This window comes from Nonomuraea sp. NPDC050153 (assembly GCF_044460125.1).
Taxonomy (GTDB): domain Bacteria; phylum Actinomycetota; class Actinomycetes; order Streptosporangiales; family Streptosporangiaceae; genus Nonomuraea.
Genome location: NZ_JBITJQ010000066.1, coordinates 1 through 25,337, shown reverse-complemented (window position 1 = coordinate 25,337; position 25,337 = coordinate 1). Strand labels below are relative to the sequence as shown.

The 25,337-nt window shown below is 71.6% G+C and carries 17 protein-coding genes and 1 pseudogene; 8 read left to right on the top strand and 10 right to left on the bottom strand.

The annotated features are described in order from the left end of the window. On the top strand, positions 1-7,446 hold a 7,446-nt coding region (locus ACIBQ1_RS60810), incomplete at its 5' end, for an amino acid adenylation domain-containing protein (protein ID WP_397292601.1). Positions 7,447-7,510: 64 nt separating this feature from the next. On the opposite strand, the gene sbnB is transcribed toward ACIBQ1_RS60810, so the two are convergent. Next, positions 7,511-8,536, bottom strand: a complete 1,026-nt coding sequence (sbnB, locus tag ACIBQ1_RS60805) for a 2,3-diaminopropionate biosynthesis protein SbnB (protein ID WP_397292599.1) — start codon at positions 8,534-8,536, stop codon at positions 7,511-7,513. Further along, positions 8,533-9,516 (bottom strand): 2,3-diaminopropionate biosynthesis protein SbnA, encoded by a 984-nt coding sequence (gene sbnA, locus ACIBQ1_RS60800; RefSeq protein WP_397292598.1) that lies wholly within the window; start codon positions 9,514-9,516, stop codon positions 8,533-8,535. The genes sbnB and sbnA overlap by 4 nt, the downstream gene beginning before the upstream one ends. Before the next feature lie 183 nt (positions 9,517-9,699). On the opposite strand from sbnA, the gene ACIBQ1_RS60795 reads away from it, so the two are divergent. After that, positions 9,700-11,169: an amino acid adenylation domain-containing protein gene (locus ACIBQ1_RS60795; RefSeq protein ID WP_397292596.1), complete on the top strand. Its 1,470-nt coding sequence runs from the start codon at positions 9,700-9,702 to the stop codon at positions 11,167-11,169. A 54-nt stretch (positions 11,170-11,223) separates the two neighbouring features. Here the strand turns inward: ACIBQ1_RS60795 and ACIBQ1_RS60790 are convergent, their stop codons facing one another. Together ACIBQ1_RS60790 and ACIBQ1_RS60785 are read right to left on the bottom strand one after the other, a co-directional pair. Then, positions 11,224-11,658 (bottom strand): cold-shock protein, encoded by a 435-nt coding sequence (locus tag ACIBQ1_RS60790; RefSeq protein WP_397292595.1) that lies wholly within the window; start codon positions 11,656-11,658, stop codon positions 11,224-11,226. Between the two features lie 83 nt (positions 11,659-11,741). Beyond that, on the bottom strand, positions 11,742-13,619 hold the full coding sequence (locus ACIBQ1_RS60785) for an ABC transporter ATP-binding protein (RefSeq protein ID WP_397292593.1): 1,878 nt from the start codon (positions 13,617-13,619) through the stop codon (positions 11,742-11,744). Positions 13,620-13,872: 253 nt separating this feature from the next. Here ACIBQ1_RS60785 and ACIBQ1_RS60780 point away from each other — a divergent pair, with 253 nt between their 5' ends. Then, positions 13,873-14,082, top strand: coding sequence for an MbtH family protein (locus ACIBQ1_RS60780; protein WP_397292592.1), 210 nt, complete (start codon positions 13,873-13,875; stop codon positions 14,080-14,082). Positions 14,083-14,180: 98 nt separating this feature from the next. Here ACIBQ1_RS60780 and ACIBQ1_RS60775 read toward each other — a convergent pair whose 3' ends face one another. Then, positions 14,181-15,266: a ParB/RepB/Spo0J family partition protein gene (locus ACIBQ1_RS60775; protein WP_397292590.1), complete on the bottom strand. Its 1,086-nt coding sequence runs from the start codon at positions 15,264-15,266 to the stop codon at positions 14,181-14,183. Positions 15,267-15,885: 619 nt separating this feature from the next. Between ACIBQ1_RS60775 and ACIBQ1_RS60770 the strand changes: the two genes are divergently transcribed. Further along, entirely contained in the window at positions 15,886-17,547 is a 1,662-nt protein-coding gene (locus ACIBQ1_RS60770; protein ID WP_397292589.1) for a transposase, read from the top strand. A 124-nt stretch (positions 17,548-17,671) separates the two neighbouring features. Here ACIBQ1_RS60770 and ACIBQ1_RS60765 read toward each other — a convergent pair whose 3' ends face one another. Next, positions 17,672-17,887, bottom strand: a complete 216-nt coding sequence (locus ACIBQ1_RS60765; RefSeq protein ID WP_397292587.1) for a hypothetical protein — start codon at positions 17,885-17,887, stop codon at positions 17,672-17,674. A gap of 81 nt (positions 17,888-17,968) precedes the next feature. Beyond that, the gene (locus ACIBQ1_RS60760; protein ID WP_397292586.1) at positions 17,969-18,451 is read right to left on the bottom strand and encodes a hypothetical protein; all 483 of its coding nucleotides are present in this window, start codon (positions 18,449-18,451) and stop codon (positions 17,969-17,971) included. Positions 18,452-18,788: 337 nt separating this feature from the next. Between ACIBQ1_RS60760 and ACIBQ1_RS60755 the strand changes: the two genes are divergently transcribed. Together ACIBQ1_RS60755 and ACIBQ1_RS60750 are read left to right on the top strand one after the other, a co-directional pair. Further along, entirely contained in the window at positions 18,789-19,532 is a 744-nt protein-coding gene (locus ACIBQ1_RS60755; protein ID WP_397292585.1) for an SDR family NAD(P)-dependent oxidoreductase, read from the top strand. A gap of 28 nt (positions 19,533-19,560) precedes the next feature. Beyond that, positions 19,561-20,526, top strand: a complete 966-nt coding sequence (locus tag ACIBQ1_RS60750) for an NAD(P)H-dependent flavin oxidoreductase (protein ID WP_397292583.1) — start codon at positions 19,561-19,563, stop codon at positions 20,524-20,526. A gap of 148 nt (positions 20,527-20,674) precedes the next feature. On the opposite strand, the gene bla is transcribed toward ACIBQ1_RS60750, so the two are convergent. The 3 genes from bla to ACIBQ1_RS60735 form a co-directional block, all read right to left on the bottom strand. After that, on the bottom strand, positions 20,675-21,583 hold the full coding sequence (gene bla / locus ACIBQ1_RS60745) for a class A beta-lactamase (RefSeq protein WP_397292582.1): 909 nt from the start codon (positions 21,581-21,583) through the stop codon (positions 20,675-20,677). A gap of 81 nt (positions 21,584-21,664) precedes the next feature. Continuing rightward, entirely contained in the window at positions 21,665-22,876 is a 1,212-nt protein-coding gene (locus ACIBQ1_RS60740; RefSeq protein WP_397292581.1) for an RNA polymerase sigma factor, read from the bottom strand. Further along, positions 22,873-23,244, bottom strand: coding sequence for a YciI family protein (locus tag ACIBQ1_RS60735; protein WP_397292579.1), 372 nt, complete (start codon positions 23,242-23,244; stop codon positions 22,873-22,875). The genes ACIBQ1_RS60740 and ACIBQ1_RS60735 overlap by 4 nt, the downstream gene beginning before the upstream one ends. A 183-nt stretch (positions 23,245-23,427) precedes the next feature. On the opposite strand from ACIBQ1_RS60735, the gene ACIBQ1_RS60730 reads away from it, so the two are divergent. Next, a complete protein-coding gene (locus ACIBQ1_RS60730; RefSeq protein WP_397292578.1) occupies positions 23,428-24,909 on the top strand; it encodes an MFS transporter in 1,482 nt (493 codons plus the stop codon). Between the two features lie 172 nt (positions 24,910-25,081). Beyond that, positions 25,082-25,189, top strand: a pseudogene (locus tag ACIBQ1_RS60725) (SDR family NAD(P)-dependent oxidoreductase); the annotation flags it as partial. Positions 25,190-25,337: the final 148 nt, after the last annotated feature.

Genomic DNA, 25,337 nt, shown 5'->3' with positions numbered 1-25,337 from the left:
CCCTCAGCGTTCGTCGTCATCGACGCGCTGCCGCTGAACGCCAACGGCAAGCTCGACCGCAAAGCCCTGCCCGCCCCCCACTACACCGGCCACGCCGGCCGAGGCCCGGCCGACATGCGCGAAGAGATCCTCTGCGGGGTGTTCGCGCAGGTGCTGGGCCTCCCCGAGGTCGCGGTGGACGACGACTTCTTCGCGCTCGGCGGCCACTCGCTGCTGGCGGTGCGGCTGATCAGCCGGGTACGCACGGTCCTCGGCGTGGAGGTGCCGTTGCGGGCGTTGTTCGAGGCGCCCACGGTCGCGACGCTGGCTGAGCGGCTGGCCGACGCCGACGGAGCACGGCTGGCGTTGACCGCGAGGGAGCGGCCGGAGCGGGTGCCGCTGTCGTTCGCGCAGCGGCGGTTGTGGTTCATCAGCCAGCTCGAAGGGCCGAGCGCGACGTACAACGTGCCGATCGTGCTGCGGCTCTCGGGGGACGTCGATCAGGAGGCTCTCGGGCTGGCGCTGCGGGACGTGATCGGGCGGCACGAGGTGCTGCGGACGGTCTTCACGGTCGCGGACGGCGAACCGCACCAGCGGGTCATCCAGCTCGACGAGCTCGACTGGACGCTGTCGACCGCCCAGGTGGCACCGGCCGACCTGGATGGCGCGGTCGCCCAGGCCGTGGGCCACGCGTTCGACCTCACCCGGGAGGTCCCGATGCGGGCGTGGCTGTTCGAGGCCGGGCCGGACGATCGGGTGCTCGTCGTGGTGCTGCACCACGCGGCCAGCGACGGCTGGTCGCGGGCGCCGCTGGCCCGCGACTTCTCGCTGGCGTACGCGGCCCGCCGCGCCGGCCGGGCTCCGGTGTGGGAGCCGCTGCCGGTGCAGTACGCCGACTACACCCTGTGGCAGCGCGAACTCCTGGGAGACGAACGCGACCCGGACAGCCTGATGTCACGCCAGGTCGCGTACTGGCGGCAGGCGCTGGCGGGAGCGCCCGAGGAACTGGCCCTGCCCTTCGACCGGCCGCGCCCGGCGGTGGCCTCGCATCGCGGATACTCCGTTCCGCTGGCGGTCCCGGCCGAGGTGCACGCGCGGCTGGCGGAGGTGGCGCGGGCCGAAGGCGTGACCACGTTCATGGTGCTGCAGGCCGCGCTGGCGGTGCTGCTGTCGCGGCTCGGCGCCGGTACCGACATCCCGATAGGGTCCGCGAACGCGGGCCGCACCGACGCGGCCCTCGAAGACCTCATCGGCTGCTTCGTCAACACCCTCGTCGTACGCGTGGACCTCGCCGACGACCCGATGTTCGTCGACCTGCTGGGACGGGTGCGGGAGCGGAGCCTGTCGGCGTTCGCGCACCAGGACGTGCCTTTCGAGCGGCTGGTGGAGGAGCTCGCCCCTGCCCGGTCGATGGCTCGTCACCCGCTGTTCCAGGTGGTCCTGACCAAGGGCGACACCGTGGACGCGGTGCTCGACGGCCTGCCCGTCGTCCGGCCGGGCGCCTCGTCGGCCGGGGCACGGGCGGCCAAATTCGATCTTGACGTGATGGTGAGCGAGGCGTTTGACGGTCAGGGGGCGCCGGCGGGGGTGCGGGGGTCGGTGACGGTGGCCGCTGATCTGTTCGATGCGGTGTGGGCTGATCGCATTGCTCGCTATTGGGTGCGGGTGCTGGATGCGGTGGGCTCGGATCCGCGGGTCAGGGTGAGCGGTGTGGGGTTGCTGGACTCCGATGAGCGTCGTCGGGTGGTGGAGGAGTGGAATTCCACGGCGGTCGAGGGTTTGGACGCGTCGGTGGTGGAGTTGATCGAGGGGCAGGATCCGGGTGCGGTGGCGGTGGTGGCCGATGGGGTGGAGGTCTCTTTCGGGGAGTTGGATGAGCGGGCCAATCGGCTGGCGCATGTCCTGATCGGTGAGGGTGTTCAGGCCGAGTCGGTGGTGGGCGTCTGCTTGGAGCGTGGTGTCGATCTGGTGGTGGCGTTGCTGGCGGTGTGGAAGGCGGGGGCGGCGTATGTGCCGGTTGATCCTCGGCAGCCGGTGGAGCGGATCGCGTTCATGCTGGCCGACAGCCGTGCGGTGGTGACCGTCACCAGCGAGGAGATCGCCGAGGAACTGCCCGCGGGCCGGGCCCGGATGCTCACCCTGGACGACGCCTTCACCAGGATGCGGTTGGCCGCTGCGCCTGCGATCAGGCCGGAGCGGACGCTGCTCGGTGGGCAGGCGGCCTACCTCATCTACACCTCCGGGTCGACGGGCCGGCCGAAGGGTGTGGTGGTCACGCAGGCTGGGCTGGCCAATTATGTGGGTTCGGTGCCGGGTCGGCTGGGGATGGCCGGGGGTCGGTATGCGTTGGTGCAGGGGCAGGCGACCGATCTGGGGAACACGGTGGTGTTCGCCAGTTTGACCTCGGGTGGGCGGTTGCACATTCTGTCCGAGGCTGCGGCTACCGATCCGGCTGCTTTGAGTGGTTTGCGGGTGGATTTCCTGAAGGTGGTGCCCTCGCATCTGGCGGCGTTGGGTGCGGCGGGTGGGTTGGAGCCGGTGTTGCCGGATCGGTCGTTGGTGCTGGGTGGGGAGGCGGCGGCGCCGGGCTGGGTGGAGCAGTTGCTGGAGGCGGCTGGGCGGCGTGGTTGTGCGGTGTTCAACCATTATGGTCCGACCGAGGCGACGATCGGGGTGGCGACGACCCGCCTGCGGCCTGGCGGGGGGGTGGTCCCGGTCGGCAGGCCGGTCGCGAACACGAGCTTGTATGTGCTGGATGAACACCTTGCGCCGGTCCCTGCGGGTGTGACAGGGGAGTTGTATATCGCCGGCGCGCAGGTGGCGCGTGGGTATTTGGGGCGGCCGGGGTTGACCGGGGAGCGGTTCGTGGCTTGCCCGTTTGCCGTGGGTGGGCGGATGTATCGGACGGGTGATCGGGCGCGTTGGACTGCTGATGGGCAGGTGGTGTTCGCGGGCCGGGTGGATGATCAGGTGAAGATTCGTGGTTTCCGGGTGGAGCCGGGTGAGGTCGGCGCGGTGCTGGCCGGGTGCCGGGGTGTGGAGCAGGTGGCGGTGGTTGCCCGGGAGGAGATGCCGGGTGATGTGCGGCTGGTGGGTTATCTGGTGGCCGGTGACGCGGACAACGCGGGCGAGCTTCCGTCGGTGGTGCGCCGCTTCGCGGCCGAACGGCTGCCGGACCACATGGTGCCCTCCGCCTGGGTGGTGCTGGACGCTCTGCCGCTGACCGCCAATGGCAAGCTCGACCGCCACGCCCTCCCCGCCCCCGACTACGCCTCCGCCCACACGGCCGGCGGCCGTCAGGCGGCGACGGCGCAGGAGGAGATCCTGTGCCTGGCCTTCGCCGAGGTGCTCGGCCTGCCCGAGGTCGGCGTCGACGACGACTTCTTCGCACTCGGCGGTCACTCGCTCCTGGCCGTCCGCCTGGTCAGCCGCATCCGCGCCCTCCTCGGCGTCGAGATCGAGATCCGCGCCCTGTTCGACACCCCCACCGTGGCAGGCCTGGCCGCCGGGCTGAACGGCGCCGCCCGCGCCCGCGCCGCGCTCACGGCGGGGGAGCGTCCCGCTCGCATCCCCCTGTCCTACGGTCAGCGGCGCATGTGGATCATCGCTCAGCTCGAAGGCCCGAGCGCCACGTACAACATCCCCGTCGCGGTACGGCTGTCCGGCCCGGTGGACGTCCCGGCCATGGCCGCCGCCTTCCGTGACGTCCTCACCCGCCACGAGGTGCTGCGCACGGTGTTCCCGGTGGCCGACGGGGAGCCGTACCAGCACATCCTGCCCATCGAGGACCTCGACGGGGAGCTGACCGCGGTGCGTGTCGCGCCCGGGGACATGGAAGCGGCCGTCGAGGCGGCGCGGGCGCACACCTTCGACCTGTCCGCCGAGCCGCCGATCCGGGCCTGGCTGTTCAGCAGCGGGCCGGAGGAGCACGTGCTCGTCGTCGTGGTGCACCACATCGCCGGCGACGGCTGGTCGTGGGCGCCGCTGGCCAGGGACGTATCCACCGCCTACGCCGCACGCCGCGAGGGACGGGCGCCGGGGTGGGAGCCGCTGCCGGTGCAGTACGCCGACTACGCGCTGTGGCAGCGTGCCGTGCTCGGCGACGGGGAGGACCCGGACAGCCTCATCTCCAGCCAGGTCGCCTACTGGCGGGAGACGCTGGCCGGCCTGCCGGAGGAGCTGGAACTGCCCTTCGACCGCACGCGGCCCGAGGTGGCCGGGCACCTGGGACGGCGGGTGCCGCTGGAGATCCCGGCCGAGGTGCACGCCCGGCTGCGCGAGGTCGCCCGTGCCGAGGGCGTGACCATGTTCATGATGCTGCACGGGGCGTTGGCGGTGCTGCTGTCCCGGCTCGGCGGCGGCACCGACGTGCCCATCGGCTCGGCACTGGCCGGACGCACCGACGAGGCGCTCGACGACCTCGTGGGGTATTTCGTCAACACCTTCGTCCTGCGTACCGACCTGTCCGGCGACCCCACCTTGCGCGAGGTGCTGGGGCGGGTCAGGGAGGCGGGGCTGGGCGCGTTCGCCCATCCGGACGTGCCGTTCGAGCGGCTGGTCGAGGAGCTGTCCCCGGCCAGGTCGCTGGCCCGCCACCCGCTGTTCCAGGTGATGCTGCTGCTGCAGAACACCGAGGGCGCCAGGCTGGACCTGCCGGGGCTCGCCGCGGCCCGGGGAGCCGACCGGAGCACCGCCACACCCGGCGAGCAACTGTCGGTGGTGAAGTTCGACCTGGACGTCAGCGTCGGCGAGACGTTCGACGCCGACGGCGCTCCGGCGGGTATGCGCGGCGCGATGATCGGCGCCGCCGACCTGTTCGACCTGGCCTCGGTGGAGCGTGTCGCCGATCGCCTGGTCCGCGTGCTGGCCGCCCTCGCCGCCGACCCGGGCACCAGGCTGAGCGCCGTGGACGTGCTCGGCGCGGACGAGCGGCGCCGCATGCTGACCGCCTGGAACGACACCGCCGCCCCGCTCCCCGCCACGACCGTCGTGGAGCTGTTCGAGGCGCAGGCGACACGTACGCCCCAGGCCATCGCCCTCACCTCCGGGGCGACCGAGCTGACCTATGCCGCCCTCGACGCCCGCGCCAACCAGGTCGCCCGCCATCTGATCGGCAGGGGCATCGGCCCCGAGTCGGTCGTGGCAGTCGTCTTCGACCGCGGGATCGACCTGGTGGTGGCGCTGCTCGGCGTCATCAAGGCCGGGGCCGCCTACCTGCCGATCGACCCGGCCTACCCCGCGGGCCGCATCGCGTACGTGATCGCCGACTCCGGCGCGGCGTGCGTGCTGACCGGTGAGGACATGCGCGAGCGGCTGCCCGGGTTCGAGATCGGCGACGGCGTGCCGATCGTCATGATCGACGACCCGGCGGTGCGCGCGGAGGCGGACGGCAGGCCGGGTGTCGCCACGCGTCCCGAGCACCCGATGTGGGTCATCTACACCTCCGGCTCCACCGGCCGCCCCAAGGGCGTGCTGGTCGAGCACCGCGCCATCGTCAACTTCCTGCTGTCGATGCAGGACATGTTCGCGCTGACCCCGGACGAGCGCCTGCTCGCGGTGAGCACGCACGGCTGCGACATGGCCGGCTTCGAGTTCTACCTGCCGCTGGTCAACGGCGCGCGCATTGTCATGGCCGCCCAGGAGCAGGTGCTCGACCCGTGGGCGCTGCGCGCGCTCATCCGCTCCACCGGCGCGACGGCGGTGCACGCCACGCCCAGCCTCTGGCGCGGCCTGATCGCCGACGCCGACGACCCGATCGACTGGACCGGGATCCGCGCCATGATCGGCGCCGAGGCCCTGCCCGCCGACCTGGCGCACACGCTGCTCGGCCGGACGCCGACCCTGACCAACCTGTACGGTCCCACCGAGACCACGGTCTGGTCCACCGCCAAGCGGCTCACGGCGGGCACGGCCGACGTGTCCTCGATCGGCGTCCCCGTCGCCAACACCCAGGTGTACGTCCTGGACGATGCCCTGCGGCCGGTGCCGCCCGGCGTGACCGGCGAGCTGTACATCGCGGGTGAGGGCATGGCCCGCGGTTACCTCGGCCGCCCCGGGCTCACGGCAGGCCGCTTCGTGGCCTGCCCCTTCCGCCCCGGTGCCCGCATGTACCGCACCGGCGACGTGGTGCGGTGGACGGCCGGAGGCGAGCTCCAGTACGCCGGCCGCTCCGACGACCAGGTCAAGATCCGCGGCTTCCGCGTCGAGCTGGGCGAGATCGAGGCCGTCCTCGCCGCGCACCCGCGCGTGGCGCAGGCCGTCGCGCTGGTACGCGAGGACGACCCCGGCGACAAGCGGCTGGTCGCCTACGTGGTGCCGGACGGCGACGCCGATGGCCTGCCGCAGGCGGTACGCGCCGCCGCCCAGGAACGCCTGCCCGGCTACATGGTGCCCGCGGCCGTCGTGGTGATCGACCGGCTGCCGCTCATGCCGAACGGCAAGCTCGACCGCAAAGCGCTCCCGGCCGCGGCCCCGGAGGCTCCGGAACGCGTCACCCACTGGGACGTCACCTCGGTCACGGCCGGGCTGTGCGAGGCGTTCGCCGAGGTTCTGGGCGTGCCTGAGGTCGGCGTGGACGACGACTTCTTCGCGCTCGGCGGCCACTCGCTGCTCGCCGTGCGGCTGGTGGAGCGGCTGCGCGGACGCGGGGTGACGGTGGCGGTCCGCGACCTGTTCGTCGCCCCGACGGTCGCCGAGCTGATGAAGCGGATGACGCTGTCGTCCGTACGGGACGCCCTCGGCGTGCTGCTGCCCATTCGCGCGGAGGGCGAGCGGCCGCCGTTCTTCTGCGTCCACGCCGCGGGCGGCCTGAGCTGGTGCTACATGCCGCTGGCCCGCCACGTCCAGCCCGGCATCCCCCTGTACGGCGTGCAAGCCCGCGGCCTCGACGGCACCACGGAGTTCGCCCGGTCCATCGAGGAGATGGCGGCCGACTACGTCGAGCAGATCCGCTCCGTGCAGCCCAGCGGCCCGTACCACCTGCTCGGCTGGTCCTACGGCGGCGGCGTCGCGCACGAGATCGCCGTCCAGCTCCGCGCCGCCGGCGAGGAGGTCGCGGCGCTGGTCCTGCTCGACCAGTACCCGTGGGTGCCCGAGCAGGACGACGACGAGCACGACGACGATCCCGACGCCGCCCTGGAGCGGCAGATGGACATCGTGCGCTGGCAGGCCGGCAACGGCTTCGGCGCGGCCACCGAGGACGAGATCCGCACGTTCGCCCGCCTGCTGCAGAACCACCGCAGGCTGCGCCGCGGCTTCCGGCACGGCCGGTTCGACGGCGACGTCCTGCTGATCGTCGCGGAGGAGGGCAGGCCGGGGCAGGAGCCCCGCCCCGAGCTGTGGCGGCCGTACGTGACCGGTGAGATCGCGGTCGAGAGCATCGCCTGCACCCACTACGAGATCGCCAAGCCCGACACCCTGGCCGAGGTGTGGTCCGCGGTGTCCCGCCGGCTGGGCCTGGAAGGCTGAGAGCCCGCCCCCCGGCAGCGGGGGAGCGGGCTCTCAGCTCGGCGGTGACTCAGTGGTGACGGGGTCAGCCGTAGCGCTTCATCTCATGGAAGAAGCCGGGCACGGTCATGAGGTCGCCCGACGCGGCGACCTCGTCGTGGACGTATCTGGCCACGGCGAGGTCGAGCACCCCGAGGCCGAACGGCGAGAACACGACCGGACGCGCCGCGGGCGGGACGACCCGGCCCTCCAGCACGTCGTACAGGGTGCCGGCCACGAACGAGCGATTGCCGGCACGCTGCTCGGCGAGGTGCGGCGACGTGCCGGCCTTCAGACAGTGCTCGACGTCGTCGACGATGTTCCAGGACGCCAGGATGATCTCCGGCGAGAGGTCGCGCAGCGAGACGTGCAGCACCAGCGGGTTGTGCGCCAGCAGCTCCGGCGCGTGCAGGTGCGGCTCGCCGGCGACCGTGGCCAGCACGACCAGATCCGACGCGGCGATCAGCGACTCCGCGCTGTCGTGGATGGTGACGGGGCCCGCCCCGGCCCCCTCCAGGTACCCCTGGAAGCCCTCGGCGTGCTCGCGGACGAGGTCGAACACGCCGACCTCGTCGAACGACAGCCCGTTGGCCGCCAGGTACGTGTGCACGTAACGGGCGATGAGCCCCACACCCACGAACCCGGCGCGGCGCGGCCTCACCCCGCGGGCGGCGGCCAGCGTCGTGGCCGCGAGCGCGGCCGAGGCGGCGGTGCGGGCCGCGCTGATGATCGAACTCTCCAGGCACGCCATCGGATAGCCGGTCGCCGTGTCGTTGAGGATCAGCACCGCCGAGGCGCGCGGCAGGCCCGCCGCCACGTTCTCGGGGAACGAGGAGATCCACTTGACGCCGTGCACGTCCACCGGCTCCCCGACCGAGGCGGGCAGCGCGATGATCCGCGCCGACGGCCGGTCGGGGAAGCGCAGGAAGTAGGAGTCCGGGTTGACCGTGCGGCCCTCACCGTGCAGCCGGTAGGCCGCCTCCACCACGGCCGTGACCTGCTTCTCCCGGCCATGCAGGACGCCCGCGACCTGCTCTCCCGGGACGACGGCGAACGATGGGGCACGGGTCATGGTCTCTCGCTCCTGTCAGGTCGGTCGGGCAGGTCGAGGCGGCCGAAGTGCTCACGCAGCCAGCCCTCCTCGTAGATCGAGTCGAGGTAGCGCTCGCCGAGGTCGGGGGAGACCGCGACCGCGACCGGCTCCTCGCCCGGGTACTTCTCGGCCAGCCAGCGCGAGGCACCGCTCACGACGGTGCCCGTGGAACCGCCGAACAGGAAACCGCGGGCGGCCAGGCTGTGGCAGGCCATGATCGTGTCCGGTTCCGGGACGTGCACCACGTCGTCCAGCCACGACTCGTCCACCAGTTCGGGCCGCACGCTCGTGCCCAGCCCCGGCACCATGCGGCGCTCCGGGATGCCGCCGAACGTCACCGAGCCGACCGCGTCGACCGCTACGATCGTGACCGGCGCGCCGCGCTCCTTGAAGTAGCGGGCGCAGCCCATCAGCGTGCCCGTGGTGCCCGCGCCGACGAACAGCACCTCCAGGTCGGGGAAGCTGCGGGCGATCGCGGGCGCCGTGTGCAGGTAGTGGGCGCGCCAGTTGCCCGGGTTGGCGTACTGGTTGAGCCACACGTAGCGGGGGCTGGACGCGCACAGGTCGCGGACGTAGGAGATGCGGCTGTTCAGGTAGCCGCCGTTGGAGTCCTGTGTCTCGACGATGACGACTTCGGCGCCCAGCGAGCGCATGAGCCGCCGCGAGGCGGTGTTGCAGCGCGGGTCGGTGACGCACACGAAACGCAGGCCCCTGTCCGCGGCGACCATCGCCAGCGCGACGCCGAGATTCCCGGACGACGACTCGACCAGCACCGAGTCCCTGCCGATCAGGCCGTCGCGCTCGGCGGCGGCGACCATTTCCGCGGCCGCCTTCAACTTGACGGATCCCGCGAAGTTGAACCCTTCGCATTTCAAATAGAGCGCAGTCCCGAGCACCGCCCGCAGATCTATGAAAAGGTCTTCGACATTGAACTCCTGCGGGGCTTTGATAACAGGCACTTCGCCGAACCCCCCTGCTTACGGGAATGGATGCGACAGAAACGGGGCAGGGGGTGGAAACGAGCCGCCGGCTATTTTTCCCGGACCTGCACAACCTTGATCGTCGTAGCTCGGATCACGATACTTGAGGCCATCTCGGCCCGGCAAGGTCCGGAAATTCCCGGCAATTATCGGAGCGTGTGAATGACATTCGCTGACGGCCTGCCCGGCCTCGCAGAACTGCCCGTGCTGCCCAGCTCACCCCCGCAGGTCCGGCGCGCCCGCGAGCTGGCGATGCGCCGCCCTCACGCGGTCGACCTGGCCGACGCCGTGATCACCCGGGTCGAGCGTACCGACGCCGACCGCCCCGCGGTCAGGGACGGGACCCGCCGCCTGACCTACGGCGAGCTGGCCGTCGAGGCGCGCCGCCTGGCCGCGCTGCTGGAGCACGAGGGCGCCGGCCCCGGCACGGTCGTCGCGGTGGGCGGCGAACGCGACGTCGCGGTCATCGCCGCGTTCCTGGCGATCGAGCTGGTCGGCGCGGTCTACGTGCCCGCGGACGGCGGCTGGCCCGCCGGGCGGGTGGCCGGCGTCCTGACGCAGGCCGGCGCCGTGCTGCTGCTGGACACCTCCCGCGGGGCCGCGGCGCCCGCGCTCGCCGAGGGTGCGCGGGCCGCCGGGGTGCGCGTCGTGCGCGCGGACGCGGCCGCCAGGCACGCGCCGTGGCGGGGCCCCGCCCGGCTCGAAGCGCTCGACCAGCCGCGGTACATGCTGTTCACCTCCGGCTCCACCGGCCGTCCCAAGGGCGCGGTGGTCGAGCACCAGGGCATGCTCAACCACCTGCACGCCAAGGTCGTCGATCTGGGCATGACCGGCGACGACGTGGTGGCGCAGACGGCACCGCTCGGGTTCGACATCTCCATCTGGCAGATGCTCTGCCCGCTCGTCGTCGGCGCGCAGGTCAGTGTGGTCGGGGACGCGACGGCGTACGACTCGGTGGCCTTCGCCCGGCTGGTGGGCGAGCACGGCGTCACGATCGTCGAGCTCGTCCCCACCATGGTCCGGCTGCTCCTCGACGACCTGGCCGCCGCCCCCGAGGCGGGCCTGCTCGCCGGCCTGCGCTGGATGCTCGCCACCGGCGAGGAACTGCCCACCGAGGTGGCGCGCCGCTGGCTGCGCGAGATGCCGCACGCCGGGCTGGTCAACGCCTACGGGCCGACCGAGTGCTCCGACGACGTCACCCACCACACCGTCACGGCCGCCGACCTCGACCTGCTGCGCCTGCCGATCGGCACCCCCGTCGTCAACACCGACCTGTACGTCCTGCGCCGTGAGGACGACGGCTGGCACGCCTGCGAGCCGGGCGAGACCGGCGAGTTGTTCGTCGGCGGCGTGTGCGTGGGCCGCGGGTACGCCGGCGACCACGACCGCACCCGCGAGGCGTTCTTCCAGGATCCCTTCGCGGCCACGCCCACCGGGCGCCTCTACCGCACCGGCGACGCGGTGCGGGCGCTGCCGCAGGGCGCCCTGCAGTACCTCGGCCGGGTGGACCGGCAGGTGAAGATCGCCGGGGTGCGGATGGAACTGGGCGAGATCGAGGCGGTCTTCCAGCGCCACCCCAGCGTCGGCGCCGTCGCCGTCGTCGTGCACGACTTCTCCGCCCCGCCGCGCTAGAAAACGAAGAGGGCGGGGACCGGTACGACCGGTCCCCGCCCTCTTCCGCGTGCGTCAGCCCTCGGCCCAGCCGTGGTTCTTCGCGAACTGCAGCAGGCCCGCGCGGACCTGCAGGATCTGGTCGCCCGTCAGCGACGGGGCCTCGCTCAGCAGGATCTCCGTCACCTCCCGCAGGTACTCCTCCGCGTCGAGCACGTCGCACATCGAATCGTCGTCCACCACCTCCAAGGCGACCGCGGGGGCGACCGCGGAAGGCGATGCCGCCACGCTCGCCGCGGCGGCGGCGCCCTCCGCCAGCCGGACCCGCGACGCCTTCGGTCCTCTGTCTCCCTCTTCGACCGCGAACACCACCGCCAGCCCCGCCCGCACCGCGGACTCGGGGATCAGCATGTCGTTGACGTGGAGGAACACATCCTCCCCACCGTCGTCGGGTGCGATGAACCCGTAGCCCCTCGTCCCGTCGAACTTCACCACTCGGCCAGAAACCACTGCGAACTCCCAAACAGATTCGGGCCCGTGCCCGTAACGCCCGTGTTGAAGATAGTTCCGCGACCGCGCTAAAGCGAGCGGCGTCACCGCGGGGTGCCGGCCGCCTGCCCGGCGAACTGCGTGCGGTACAGGTCCGCGTACAGGCCGCCGGCCAGCAGCAGCTCCTCGTGCGTGCCCCGCTCGCGGATCCGGCCGGCCGCCACGACCAGGATCTGGTCGGCCTCACGGACCGTGGACAGCCGGTGCGCGATCACCAGCGACGTACGCCCGGCCAGCGCGCTCCGCAGCGCCCGCTGGATCGCCGCCTCCGACTCCGAGTCCAGGTGCGCGGTGGCCTCGTCGAGCACCATGATCGGCGGCGCTTTCAGCAGCAACCTGGCCAGGGCCACCCGCTGCTTCTCGCCGCCGGACAGGCGGTGGCCGCGCTCGCCGACCACGGTGTCCAGGCCGTCCGGCAGGGCCTGGATCGTGTCCCAGACCAGCGCCGCCCGGCAGGCCGTGATCACCTCCCGTTCGCTCGCGCCCGGCCTGGCGTACTCCAGGTTGGCCCGCAGGGTGTCGTGGAACAGGTGCGCGTCCTGGCTGACCACGCCGACCGCGTCCCGCAGGGACTGCAGCGTCAGGTCGCGGACGTCCTGGCCGCCGATCCGCACGCTGCCCTCGGTGGCGTCGTACAGGCGCGGCACGAGCTGGGTGATCGTGGTCTTGCCCGCTCCCGAGGGCCCGACCAGCGCGGTCAGCCGTCCGGCGGGCGCCCGGAAGCTGAGCTCCCGCAGCGTCCACGACTCGCCGGGCCCTTCCGGTCCGCGGGGCGCGGCGGACTCCAGGGAGGCCAGGGAGACCTCGCCCGCGTCCGGGTAGCGGAAGCCCACCCGGTCGAAGACGACGTCAGGCGCCGCCGGCCCCGAGGCGTTCGGCCCGTTCAGCGCGCGGGCGCCGGGCCGCTCGGTGATCTGCGGCTCCAGGTCGAGCACTTCCAGCACCCGGTCGAAGCTGACCAGCGCCGTCAACGCCGTGGCCTGCATCGAGGCCAGCAGGTTGACCGGTCCGTAGAGCCGCATCAGCAGGGCCACCATGGCGACCAGGGTCCCGAGCTCGAGCGAGCCCGCGATGGTCAGCACGCCGCCCAGGCCGTAGACGACGGCCGTGGTCAGCGCCGTGAGCACGGTGACGACGATGCCGAACAGGCGTCCGTACACGACGCGCAGGATGGAGATGTCGCGGATCCTGGCCGTCTTGCGCGCGAACGCGGCCAGGTCGTCGTCCGGGTGGCCGTACAGCTTGGACAGCAGCGCGCCCGAGACGTTGAAGCGCTCGTGCATCATCGAGCTCATGCCGGCGTCCAGCTCCATCGCCTCGCGGGCGAGCCGCTCCTGCCGCCTGGCCACCAGCCGCGCCGGCAGCAGGAAGAACGGGATCATCAGCAGCGCCGCGACGGTGATCTGCCACGACAGGTAGAGCATCGCGACGAGGACGAGCACGAGCGTGAGCAGCGTCGACACCGACTGCGACAGCAACGTCGTCACCGCCTGCCTGGCGCCCACCACGTCGGTGTTGAGCCTGCTGACCAGCGCGCCGGTCTGGGTACGCGTGAAGAACGCCAAGGGCTGCCGCTGCACGTGCGCGAACACCTTGGTCCGCAGGTCGTGGACCAGGCCCTCGCCGATCCGGCCCGAGCACCAGGCCCCCAGGTACGCCGCCCCGGCCTCCACCAGGGACAGCCCGGCGACCAGCAGGCACAACCACACCACCGTGCCGGTCCGCCGGGGCAGGATCCCGTCATCGATGATCATTTTCAGGATCAGCGGCCCCACGGCCGTGATGACCGCGCCGGTGACGGTGGCCAGCATCAGCAGGGCCAGGAACCGGCGGTAGCGCAGCGCGTACGGGAGGATGCGCCGCACCGTGCCCCGCTTCACCCGCTGCCGGGTGATCGAGTCGTCGAACCGCAGTGCCGTCAATGGAGACCTGCCTCACTGTCGAAGGAACCCCGCGAGGGGGACGGCGGCGCTCACCCGTGCCCGGCCAACTGCCGCCAAGGCGCAGTTGAACGGGGAAACCGTCGAGGTTGACTGGCGCACGGCGTCTGCGTTCATAGTTGATCCCAGCGGGGCCGAGCGACGCATCACGCGGCCACCGAACGCCGGACCGGAGCCGTACGGACGTCCGTGCTCCGGCGCCACCCACATCCCGTACCCGAGAAAGGACGACGTGGTGACGAACCCGTTCGACGACCCGGATGCCCAGTACCTGGTCCTGGTGAACGACGAGAATCAGCACTCGCTCTGGCCCGTGTTCGTGGCGGTCCCGGAGGGCTGGAAGACGGTCTTCGGGCAGGCCGGACGCCAGGAGTGCCTCGACTACATCGAGAAGTCCTGGACCGACATGCGGCCCAAGAGCCTGATCGAGGCGATGGAGAAGTAGCAGCCGGTCCCAGCACGTCGCCGACCACCTCCGGTGCGTCGGCGACGTCGGCGTTTCCCCGATCGGAGACGGCGTCCGGCGGCGTCCGGTCCGCCCCGCTACTGGCCGACCGCCTTCCACACCGGTGACCCGTCCCGCTCGTCGAGCGTCTGCGCGAACTGCTGCCAGGTGGCGGCGTACTGGCGCGCCAGCCTGACCACCAGGGCCTCCCAGTGCGGCGGGACCGCGGCGATCAGCTCGGACCAGCACTCGGTCGCAATCGCGTTCTGCTGCAGCAGCCGCAGGAGCTGGCGGCCCTCCTCCTTCAGGCGCAGCGACGGGTCGCGCAGCAGCTTGTCCAGCATCATGGTCGGCTCCGGCAGGCGCGCCGCGGACCCCGGCTCGGAGCGCCGCCCGGCCTGCATGGACAGCACGTCGTCGTGGAGCGGCTCGGCCGCGGTCTCGGCGGTTTGGACGGTATTGGCGGCCGTGGGGCGTGTCATCGTCGGCGGCTCGTTCGACAACATGCGCTTGCGCACGTCACCGGCCGTGGCAGGGGAGATGCCCGCGAGCCTGGCCACCTCGCGGAGCGAGGCGTCGGGGTTGCGCGCGATCACCTCGGCGGCGCGTAACCGGCCGCTGTCCCCGCTCAGGGGGCGCACCCTGCCGTCCCGCCCGATGCGGGCGTTCAACTGCGGGACGGAGTCAGTTGAACGCCGGCGGATGGAGGCCACGGCCTTGGCCCCGAGCCCCGACGCCCGCGCGATGGCACGATCCGACATGTGAGGATGCGAGAGCACGATCCGGGTCGCCGCGGCCCGCCGGTCGGCCTGGGTCAGCGGCAGCCCGTGCGCGATGTTCGACTCGACGGCGCGGAGAAAGGCGTCCTCGGTGGTGCCGTCGAAGAATTCGACGTCGATGCTCTCCTGCCCGCGTATGAGGGCGGCGAGCAGACGGTGCATTCCGTCGATGACCCGCCTGTCGGAGCGACGGACGAGAATGGGCGGAAGCGGTCCGTCGATCTCGGCCAGCCGGGTCACGTGCTCCTGATCCTGACCCTGGAGGCGGGGAGACTCGCCAGGCATCAGCGTGGCGATCGGGACAGATACGATTTTCGGTTCGGAAGGTGTGATGATGCAGGGCGAGTGGTCGCCCAGGTCAAGGGACGGACCGTATTGGTTTTCGTCTTGCTGCAAATCGTTCACCCCGTAAGTTCGTGCCTATTACACCGTCGCCGCGAACTCTCCGCCGCAAAATAGGATGCATTTCCGCATGGTCGTGCTGTCGTCCTTACAGTGAGAAGTGGCACCGTCACGGCCTAGCTGGGCGCCTCCGCGTGGGCAACGTGGGGGAGTCGCCGGGTCATCGGCCCCGCAGGCCGACGAAAGGACCAGGTGCTCATGATCCCTCATCATCCACGCGGCTCAGCAGTATGCCAAGCCCGGTGAGTCATGGCTTCTGTCAATGGATTCGCGCCCTCATAGAGGCCGCCTTAATTGTCTGGTAAGGGTTCTTGTCCGAACGGGTCCGGGGCGCGGCCCGCCCGGCGTGCACCGGCCGAACCCGCTGTTCAAGTAGCTTTTTCACCCGTCCGGCGGCGGCGTGGCCTAGATACACGTTCGTTCATTTTTTGGTTATTTCCCGCGATTCCGTCGCTGACCTGGGCCTTCGCCCGGCCCGGCGGGACGGGGGACGGCATCGGGCCCGCCCGCCGGCGGACGCGCGGCCCGCCGAATTACTTGCCGAGTCGGGCCGAGTATTACTCGTTGTCACGGTGTGGTGACATTAGAGTCGCCTTATGGGGGCGGGTGTTAACTTCGATTCATGTACTTACGGTCGACCCCCCGGCGCAATAAGGACGGCTCCGTTGTCCGCTACCTGCAGCTGGCGCACAACGAGTGGGATCAGGCCTCGAAGCGTTCGAAGGTGCAGGTCATCTACAACTTCGGCAGGGAGGAGAAGGCCTCCAGCCGGGAGGCCCTGGTACGCCTGGTCGCCTCGGCGATCAAGTTCCTCGACCCCGCGCAGATCCTCGCCGTGGCGGCCGACGGCCTGGAGTTCGTGGAGTCCCGTCCGCTGGGCGGGGCGTGGGTGCTGGACGGGCTGTGGCGGCAGCTCGGCATCGACGCGACCCTGCGGCGGATGTGCCGGGAAGGCGGGCTCGACGCGGCGACGGAGAGGGTGGTCTTCGCGCTCGTCGCCAAGCAGGCACTGGCACCCGGGCACGGCCCGCCGCCCGCCGCCTGGGTCAACGACGACGTCCTCGTGGACGGGCTGCCCGCCACCGACGACGACGCCTGCGAACGGGCCCTGGAATGGCTGGTCGAGATCTACGGCCGGCTGGAGGAGGAGGTGCTGCACCGGGTCGTCGACTGTCACGATCTGAAGGTCGACCTGGTGCTCTTCGACGCCTCCTGCGCCTGCGGCTGCGCCCGGCACGTGCCCCCCTCCGGCACGCCGGGGCCGCACGACGACGGCAGGTTGACCGGGATGGCGTGCTTCGGGACGGCCGTGGACGATCGCGAGGACCCGCACGACGTGGTCATCGGGATGGCCGCCACGCGTACCGGCATCCCGCTGCGGATGTGGTGCTGGCCCAGCTGCGCCGACGACTCGGCGATGGTCCGGCAGGCCAAGGACGACCTGAACGGCTGGACCCTGTCCCGCGTCATCAGGACCGCCGAGCGCGGCTGCGCCACCGCGTATGACCTCCGTGACCTGCGGACGGACGACGACCTTCACTACATCATCGGCGAGCGGCTGCGCCCGGGATCCGTCGAGGCCGACGCGGCGCTGTCCCGCCAGGGCCGCTACCAGCGCGTCGCGCCGCACTTGCGGGTCAAGGAGGTACGCATCGCGGGGGACGAGCGGTTCGTGGTCTACTGCGACGCCGAAGCCGCCGAGCGGGACGCCCGCGCGCGTGCCCGCCTGGTGGAGCGGCTGGCCGAGCTGATCGCCGACACCGACCGGCTGCCGCCCGCCGCCCGTGCCGAGCTGTGCACCCTCATCTCGGCCCAGCCCGGCATGAACCGCTACCTCCGGCTGACGCCAGGCGGGCTGCTGCGCATCGACGCCAAGGCCGTCAAGGCCGAGGAGAACCTCGACGGGAAGTGCCTGGTGCGCACGTCGGACCCGGAGCTGTCGGCGGAGGAGATCGCGCTCGGCTACACGCAACTGCTCAACTTCGACCGCGGCTGGCACGACCTGCTGACCGACCTGCGGCCCGTCCGCGCGCGGGGAGAGGCGGCCGTCCATGGGGATCTGCTGTTGCGCTGGGCGGCGCTGGTGCTGGTGCGCGTCGCGGAGAGCCGTACGGGGATGGAGTGGGCGCGGCTGCGGTACGAGCTCGACCGCATCAAGCTCGGCGTCTTCGCCTCCAAGGCCGGCACCCTGCTGCTGCGCACGGAGCTCACCGACGCCCAGCAGGACCTCTTCGCCGCCCTGTCCCTCGCCCCGCCCCCGCGCGTCTTCCCCCTCACCCCTTAGGTCACCCCTTAGGTTGCCTCGCCTACCGCTCGGAGCCCAGGTAGGCGAGGACCGCGGCCACCCGCCGCCTCTGACCGATGTCCGGCCGGCGGCTCGCTGAGGTTTCGGGCGGGGCGATGGGTGGTCAGGCGCTGGCTGTTGCCCGCCAGCGCCGCAAGATCTCCTCGTCGTCGCGGTCGCCGTGCCAGGAGGCTTCCTCGTCGATCGCGTGCGGCAGCCAGTCTTGATAGTCGGGGGCATCGGGCGTGATGTCCCTGGTGCCGTCGATGTGGGTGCCGTCGGGCAGCACGGTGGAGGCCGGAACGCGAAGGACGCCGCCGGCCAGCATGATCGCGGTCATGTGCTTCATCCCCTCCGCCCCATCTGCCACGGTTCTCTGCCCAGAATAGCCGCCCGGCACGCCGGTGGCAGTGGGCGCCGCTCAGCCGATCCCATATCGCCCCGCGAACCAGGTGTAGGCCTGTTGGGCGGCGTGTTCGTCGCCGAACAGCTGGATGAGACGCCGGGCCCGCCGGACCAGCACGCAGGCGAAGGCTTCGGCGTACAGCTCGGTGACCGTCTCCCGGTACGGCGGAGCCAGGCGTGCGGCGCTCGCGGCATGCAGGGCCGCCCAGAACGGGCTCTGGGACGGCATGCCGTCCATGTCGTCGATCGCGTGCCCCAGCTCGTGACCCGCCACGCTCACCGACGGTGACGGTACGCTACCCACCCCGATCGCGCGCCGCCTGGCGTCGTAGACGCCGGCGCTGCGCTCCCACCCGCCCTGCTGGATGGGCAGCGGGATGCCCCGTAAATGCTCGAAGCCCGGTAAATCCGGCACGGCTCCCGGCCCCACGACGATCCCGCCGTACAGGTGAGCGGCCAGCCGGGTGCCCAGGGCGCGCGGCACCGCAGACAGCGTCATGATCGCCAGCAGGGTCTCGGCAAGAGGGAACGTACCCGGATCCCAGGCCCGGTGGACGCGTTCTTCGAGCGCGCCGACATGAAGCCAACCCGGCCGTCCTCTGCTCTGGCTGGCCACCCATGTCCTCTATCGTCGCTCCGGCACCGGCCGACCTGCCTGGCGCATGAGGTGGTGGGGGAGAGCTTCGCAGGCGCACCGGCACGATCCTTGATCGCGAACTCTAGCGGCTGGCGGGTCACGCCGCATCCTCATCGGGATCACCGGCCCGCGACGGCCTTCGGCTGTGAGGACGCTCACACCGTGTCACAGCCGAGTCGGGCAATTCGTCTCAGAGGGCATGACGAACTCGAAGCAGACCTCGGTGCTGATCACCGGAGGCAACAAGGGACTCGGTCTTGAGGCGGCCCGGCGGCTGGGCGAGCTGGGTTGGACGATCTTCCTCGGCTCGCGTGACGAGGGCCGGGGACGGGCCGCTGCCGCCGAGCTGGCCGGCGGCGGCGTGAACGTGGTCATGGTCCCCCTGGACGTGACCTCGGACGAGTCGGTGAGCGAGGCGGCACGCCTCGTCCGGGAGCACACCGACCGGCTGGACGTGCTGATCAACAACGCCGGCGCGCCGGGGAACATCGTCGCGCCCGCGGACGCGACGGCCGACGAGATCCATGCCGTCTACGACACCAACGTGTACGGGCCGATCCGGGTCACGCACGCGTTCCTCCCCCTGCTGCAGGCGGCCGAGCACCCGCGGGTGGTGATGGTGTCCAGCGGTGGCGGTTCGTTCGCGGTCGTGACCGATCCGGACCAGCCCGTCTCGAAGATGCACGAGCTCGCGTACAGCTCGTCGAAAGCGGCGCTGAACATGATCACCGTCAGGTACGCCCAGGCGCTCCCGACGATCAAGTTCAACGTCGCCACTCCCGGAGAGGTCGCCAACCGCAAGTTCGCCGCCACCGACATGAACCATCACACCGGTCAGCTGACCGTCACCGAGGGGACCGACTCGATCGTTAGGCTTGCGATGATCGACGCCGACGGGCCGACCGGGATCTTCATCGATCGCCTCGGCCCCGTCGGCTGGTGACCGTGCGGGCGAGGTGAGGATCGCGGTTATGGGATTGTCGACGGCGTTCACGGAACTGTTCGGCGTGGAGCATCCGATCGCCCTGGCCCCGATGGGCGGGTCGGCCGGTGGCGCCCTGACGGCGGCGGTCTCGCGCGGCGGCGGCCTCGGGCTGCTGGGCAGCGGGAACGGCGACCAGGACTGGCTGGCCCGCGAGCTGCCGATCCTGGCCGATGAAGGCGCCGGCAAACCTTGGGGCATCGGCTTTCAGTCGTGGGCGATCGACGACGGTGTGGTGGCGCGGGCGCTGGAGCACGACCCGGCCGCGGTGATGTTGTCCTTCGGCGACCCCGGCCCGTTCGCGGAACGCGTCCGCGGCGCGGGCGCGTCGCTGATCCTCCAGGTCACCGACCTGGAGGAGGCCCGGCGGGCGGTGGACCTGGGAGCCGACGTGATCGTGGCGCAGGGCACCGAAGCGGGCGGGCACGGGGCCCGGCACGGGCGCTCCACGCTGCCGTTCGTGCCCGTCGTGGTCGACCTGGCGGCGCCGGTGCCGGTGCTGGCGGCCGGCGGGATCGCGGACGGCCGTGGCGTGGCGGCCGCCCTGGCGCTGGGGGCCGCCGGAGCGCTGCTCGGCACCCGCTTCCAGGCCACGGCTGAGGCCCTGGTCGCCCCCGCGACCGCCAGGGCGATCGTCGAGGGGCGCGGGGAGGACACCGAGCGCAACAGGGTGCTGGACATCGCCCGCGGCTCGCGGTGGCCGGCGAAGTACACCGCGCGCACCCTGGGCCACCCGTTCCTCGACGGATGGCGGGGCAGGGAGGACGAGCTCGCGGCCGCCCCGCACGCCCGGCGGGAATACCAGGAGGCCGTGGCACGGGGTGAGATCCCCGCATTGCCGCAGTGGGCCGGCGAGGCCGTCGACCTCATCGACGACCTGCCGCCCGCGGCCGAGCTGGTCGGCACCCTGGCGGCCCAGGCCGAGGCCGCGCTGGCCCGAGCCGGCAGGCGCTGACCGCGACCGGCGGGGCGGCGCGACTCCAGCGGAGGACTGACATGGCGGACATCATGGCCGTCGGCGGCGGCATCGCGGGCAACGCGTGGAGGCCTCCGGGGAGAGCGTGGCGCTCCGGCGCCGCCTGGGTGAGCGCAGCCGTTGGCGGTTACAACCTGCCGAGGGCCTTGGCCAGCGCGGTAGCGGTGGAGGCGATCACCTTGTCGTCGTTCGGGGTGTTGTTGACGGTGCGGTTGGTGAACACCGACAGGATGATCGGCGCGTTCGATCCGGGTGTCCAGACGATCGCCAGGTCGTTGGCGGTGCCGTAGTTCTTCGCGCCGCCGGTGCCGGTCTTGTCGCCGACCGTCCAGTCCTTGGGGAGCCCCGCCCGGATCCGGTTCGCGCCGGTGAGACTGGCCTTCAGCCAGCCGACCAGCCGCTCCCGGTCGAGGGCGTCCAGGGTCTTGCCGGTGGTGAGCTTGCCGAAGGTCCGCGCGGCCGCCGCGGGGGTGGTGGTGTCGCGCTCCTCGCCGGGCTTCCACTCGGTCAGGCCGGGCTCCGGCCGGTCCAGACGGCTCGTCCGATCACCGGTGGCGCGGAAGAACGCGGTCAGCCCGCGCGGCCCGTCGATCTGCTTCAGCAGCGTGTTGCCCGCGAAGCCGTCGGACTTGGTGATCCCGGCGCGGCACAGCTGCGCGGGTGTCATGCCGGTGTCGGTGTATTCGGTGGTCTCGGGGGAGTTGCCGGTCAGCTCGGCCATGTCGGCGGGCTTCCAGCGAATCACCCTGTCCATCAGCCCGGGGTCGCCGGCGCGGGCCTTGCGCAGCACCGCCGCGCACGCGAACACCTTGAACATGGAGTTGAACGGGAAGCGCTCGTCGGCCCGGTAGCCGACCGTCTTGCCGCTCCCCAGATCGATGCCGACGGCGCCGATCCGCCCGTTGTAGGACTTCTCGAGCTCCTGCAGCGTCTTGGCCAGGTCAGAGGCGCTCGCCGCGTGGGCGGGGCCGCTCAGGAGCGTGGAAGCGGTCAAGGTCGCGACCACCGCGAGTCGCAGTGGGAGAGGTCGAATCATGCCGAAGAGAAGATCAGAAAACCTCCGCCGACGTCCAATATTGATATGGGGCATCCCGCCATATCGATCCGGATATCGATGCTAGATCTTCAGCCGGCCGGCCCGGGATTCCAGGTAGCGCTGCTCGGCGATGCTGGCGGTGGATTTCGCGGCGCGCCGGTAGTGCTCGTACGCCCCGGCAGTGTCGCCGGTCTCCTCCAGCAGATGCGCCCGTACGGACAGCAGCCGGTGATGCCCGGCCATCCGCTCGTCGCCGTCCAAGGTGGACAGCAGGGCCAGCCCGGCCGCCGGGCCCTCGATCTCGGCGAGCGCGATCGCCCGGTTGAGGGTGACCATCGGATTGGGCGCGATCCGTTCCAGGATCAGGTAGAGGGCGTGCACCTGCCGCCAGTCGGTCTCCCCGGCCGTGGCCGCGTCGGCGTGCGTGGCGGCGATGGCGGCCTGCAGCTGGTACGGCCCCAGAGCCGGCCCGGCCAGCGACGCCTTGACCAGCTCGGTGCCCTCGTCGATCAGCCCGCGGTCCCACTTCGCACGGTCCTGCTCGTCCAGCGGCACCAGGTCGCCGGCCGCGGTCGTACGGGTGTCCCGGCGGGCGTGGGTCAGCAGCATCAGCGCGAGCAGCCCGGTCACCTCGCCGTCGTCGGGCAGCTGCGCGTGCACCATCCGGGCCAGCCGGATCGCCTCGCGCGCGAGGTCGGCGCGGTGCAGTTCGCTGCCCGAGGAGGCGGTGTAGCCCTCGTTGAAGATCAGGTAGAGCACGTGCAGGACGACCCGCAGCCGCTCCTCGCGGTCCGCGCCGTCCGGGAGCCCGAAGGAGCTGCCGGCGGCCTTGATGCGCTGCTTGGCCCGGCTGATCCTGGCCGCCATCGTGGCCTCCGGCACCAGGAACGCGCGGGCGATCTCGGCCGTGGTCAGGCCGCCGACCGCCCGCAGCGTCAGGGCGGTCTGGGAGGCCGGGGTCAGCGTCGGATGGCAGCACAGGAACAGCAGGACGAGCGAGTCGTCGGTGTCCGGCACGTCCTCGGGCGCCACCTCGGCGGCCGTCGCCGCCTCCCGCCCGCGGCGCGCGTGGTCACTGCGCATCTGGTCGATGAGCCGCCGCGAGGCGACGGTCGTCAGCCAGCCGCGCGGGTTGTCCGGCACGCCCTCGGCCGGCCACTGAACGGTGGCGGCGAGGACGGCCTCCTGCACGGCGTCCTCGCACCCTTCGAACTGGCCGTGCCGGCGTACCATCGCGCCGAGGACCTGCGGCGTGAGCTCACGCAGCAGGCCCTCGATGGCTGGGGCTGTCATGCCTCCAATTGTCCGTCAGAGAACATCACCTGCCGCACCTCGACCCCCAGCCCCTTGATCGCGGTGTCCGGGATCTGCGCCGCCAGCTCGATCGCCCGCTCCTTGTTCTCGCAGTCGATCAGGTAGAAGCCGCCCAGATACTCCTTCGACTCCAGGAAAGGGCCGTCGGTCACCACCGGCTGGCCGTTGCGCACGGACACCACGGCGGCCTGCGACGGGTCGACCAGCGCCTGCGTGATGATCAGCTCGCCGGACCTCTTCAGCGCCTCGACGAACCTGCCGTGGCCGTCGCCGATCGCCGCCTTCTCCTCGTCGGTCAGCGCGTCCAGCACCGCCGGGTTGATGTGCATGCTGATCAGGAACTTCATCTCGTCCTCCTCGTGGTTCGCGAGCCTAGCCGGGCCCGTTCGCCAGGTGGTCGGAGCCGTCGCCGCCGTCTTGACATCCCCGCCCGAACGTTTTCGCGAATTTTTCCCTCCGTACCGATGTCAAGAAGCTCCCGTCCGCTCCGACCAGCCGGCGAAACATCGAGAGAACAGGGAGTTCCGGATATGCGAGTCAACCGGGCCTGGCTGGGACTGGGCGTCCTCATGCTGCCGACATTGCTCGTCGCGATGGACGCGACGGCGTTGCTCCTCGCCCTCCCATGGCTGAGCGCCGACCTGAGGGCCACCAACGTCGAGCAGCTGTGGATCAGTGACAGCTACGGGTTCATGGTGGCCGGCATGGTCATCACGATGGGCACGCTCGGCGACCGGATCGGCCGACGGCGGCTGCTGATGATCGGCGCGGCGGCGTTCGCGGTGCTGTCGGTCGTGGCCGCCTTCGCGGCCGGCCCGCTGATGCTGATCGTCGCGCGTGCGCTGCTGGGCGTCGCCGGCGCGACCCTGGCGCCGTCCACACTGGCCTTGATCACCAACATGTTCCGCGACGGACGGCAGCGCGGGCGGGCCATCGCGATCTGGGCGACCTGCCAGTTCACCGGCGGCGCGCTCGGGCCCGTGCTCGCAGGGTTCCTGCTCCAGCACTTCTGGTGGGGGTCGGTGTTCCTGGTCGCCGTGCCGGCCATGGCGTTGCTGCTGCTCACCGGGCCGGTCCTGCTGCCGGAGTTCCGCAGCGACCAGGCCGGGCGGCTGGACCTGGCCGGCGTCGGGCTGTCGCTCGCGTCGGTGCTGCTGATGGTTTACGGCGTCAAGCAGCTGGCGGTCGAGAGCGCGCCGGTCGTGCCGGCGATGGCCCTCGTCGTGGGCGTGGCCCTGGGGTGGCTGTTCGTACGCCGGCAGCTGCGGCTGGAGGCGCCGCTGCTGGACCTGCGGCTGTTCCGCAACCGCCCGTTCACGGCCGTGATCGTCGCGCTGGTCTTCGCCGGCATCGCCATGGCCGGTACGGGCCTGCTGGTGACCCAGTACCTACAGAGCGTGCTGGGTTTGTCGCCGTTCGCGTCGGCGGTGCTGTTCGCGCCCATGGGCCTGGGCGTGGCGGTCGGCACCATGGCCGCGCCGGCGCTGGCCCGGCGGATGAGGCAGCCGACCGTGATCGCCGGCGGGCTGGTGGCGTCGGCTTTGGGCAGCCTGCTGCTGATCGGCGTCGGCGCCGGCGGCGCGGGAGCCCTGCCGCTGGTCATGATCGGCATCGCCGTGCAGGCGCTGGGCACCGGCCCGCTGTTCGCGCTGGGCACCGGGCTGGTCGTCGGGTCCGTGCCGCCGCAGCGCGCCGGCTCGGCGGCGTCGATGTCGGAGACCGGCAACTACTTCGGCGGCTCGCTCGGCTTCGCCCTGCTCGGCGTGGTGGCCGCGGTGGTATACCGCGGCCGGATGGGCGGCACGTCCGACTCGCTGGCCGGCGCGGTCGCCGCCGCCCGGCACCTTCCCGCCGACCAGGGCGCGGAGCTGCTGCACGCCGCGCGGGAGGCGTTCACCGCCGGCGTGCACGTCACCGGCGTCGTCGCCGCGGTCATCTTCGCCGGGCTGGCCGTACTGGTCCTGGCCCTGCGCCCGGCAACCCGGCCCGAGTACGCGGAGACCCGCTCATAGCCGGTGGTGGCCCCACGTGCCCGGAAGGCGGGCCTTGGTAGCGTAGAAGCGAGGAGCCGCCATCAAGACCAGCCCATGAAGACCAGCTCAGCGGGGTGATCCGCTCAGCATGCCTTGAACGACTTCGGGCGGTCGGTCCGACGGCCCGCGAAGACGAGCAGGAGGTGGGCTCGTGACTGGGGCGACAGGCAGGGTGGCATTGGTGACCGGGGCCAGCCGCGGGATCGGCGAGGCCACCGCGCGCCTGCTGGTCGCGCGGGGGATGCGTGTGGTGGTCAACTAGAGCGCCGTGCCACGCCGGCCGCCGCCCTGGTCACCACGAGCGCGAGGGCTGGCTAAGTGGTGCCGCCTGGAAGTCTCTCCGGGGTTGACGGACCGAGACTGATCATGCCTCAGCGTCAGGAGTCGATGCTGGTGACGTAGAGATC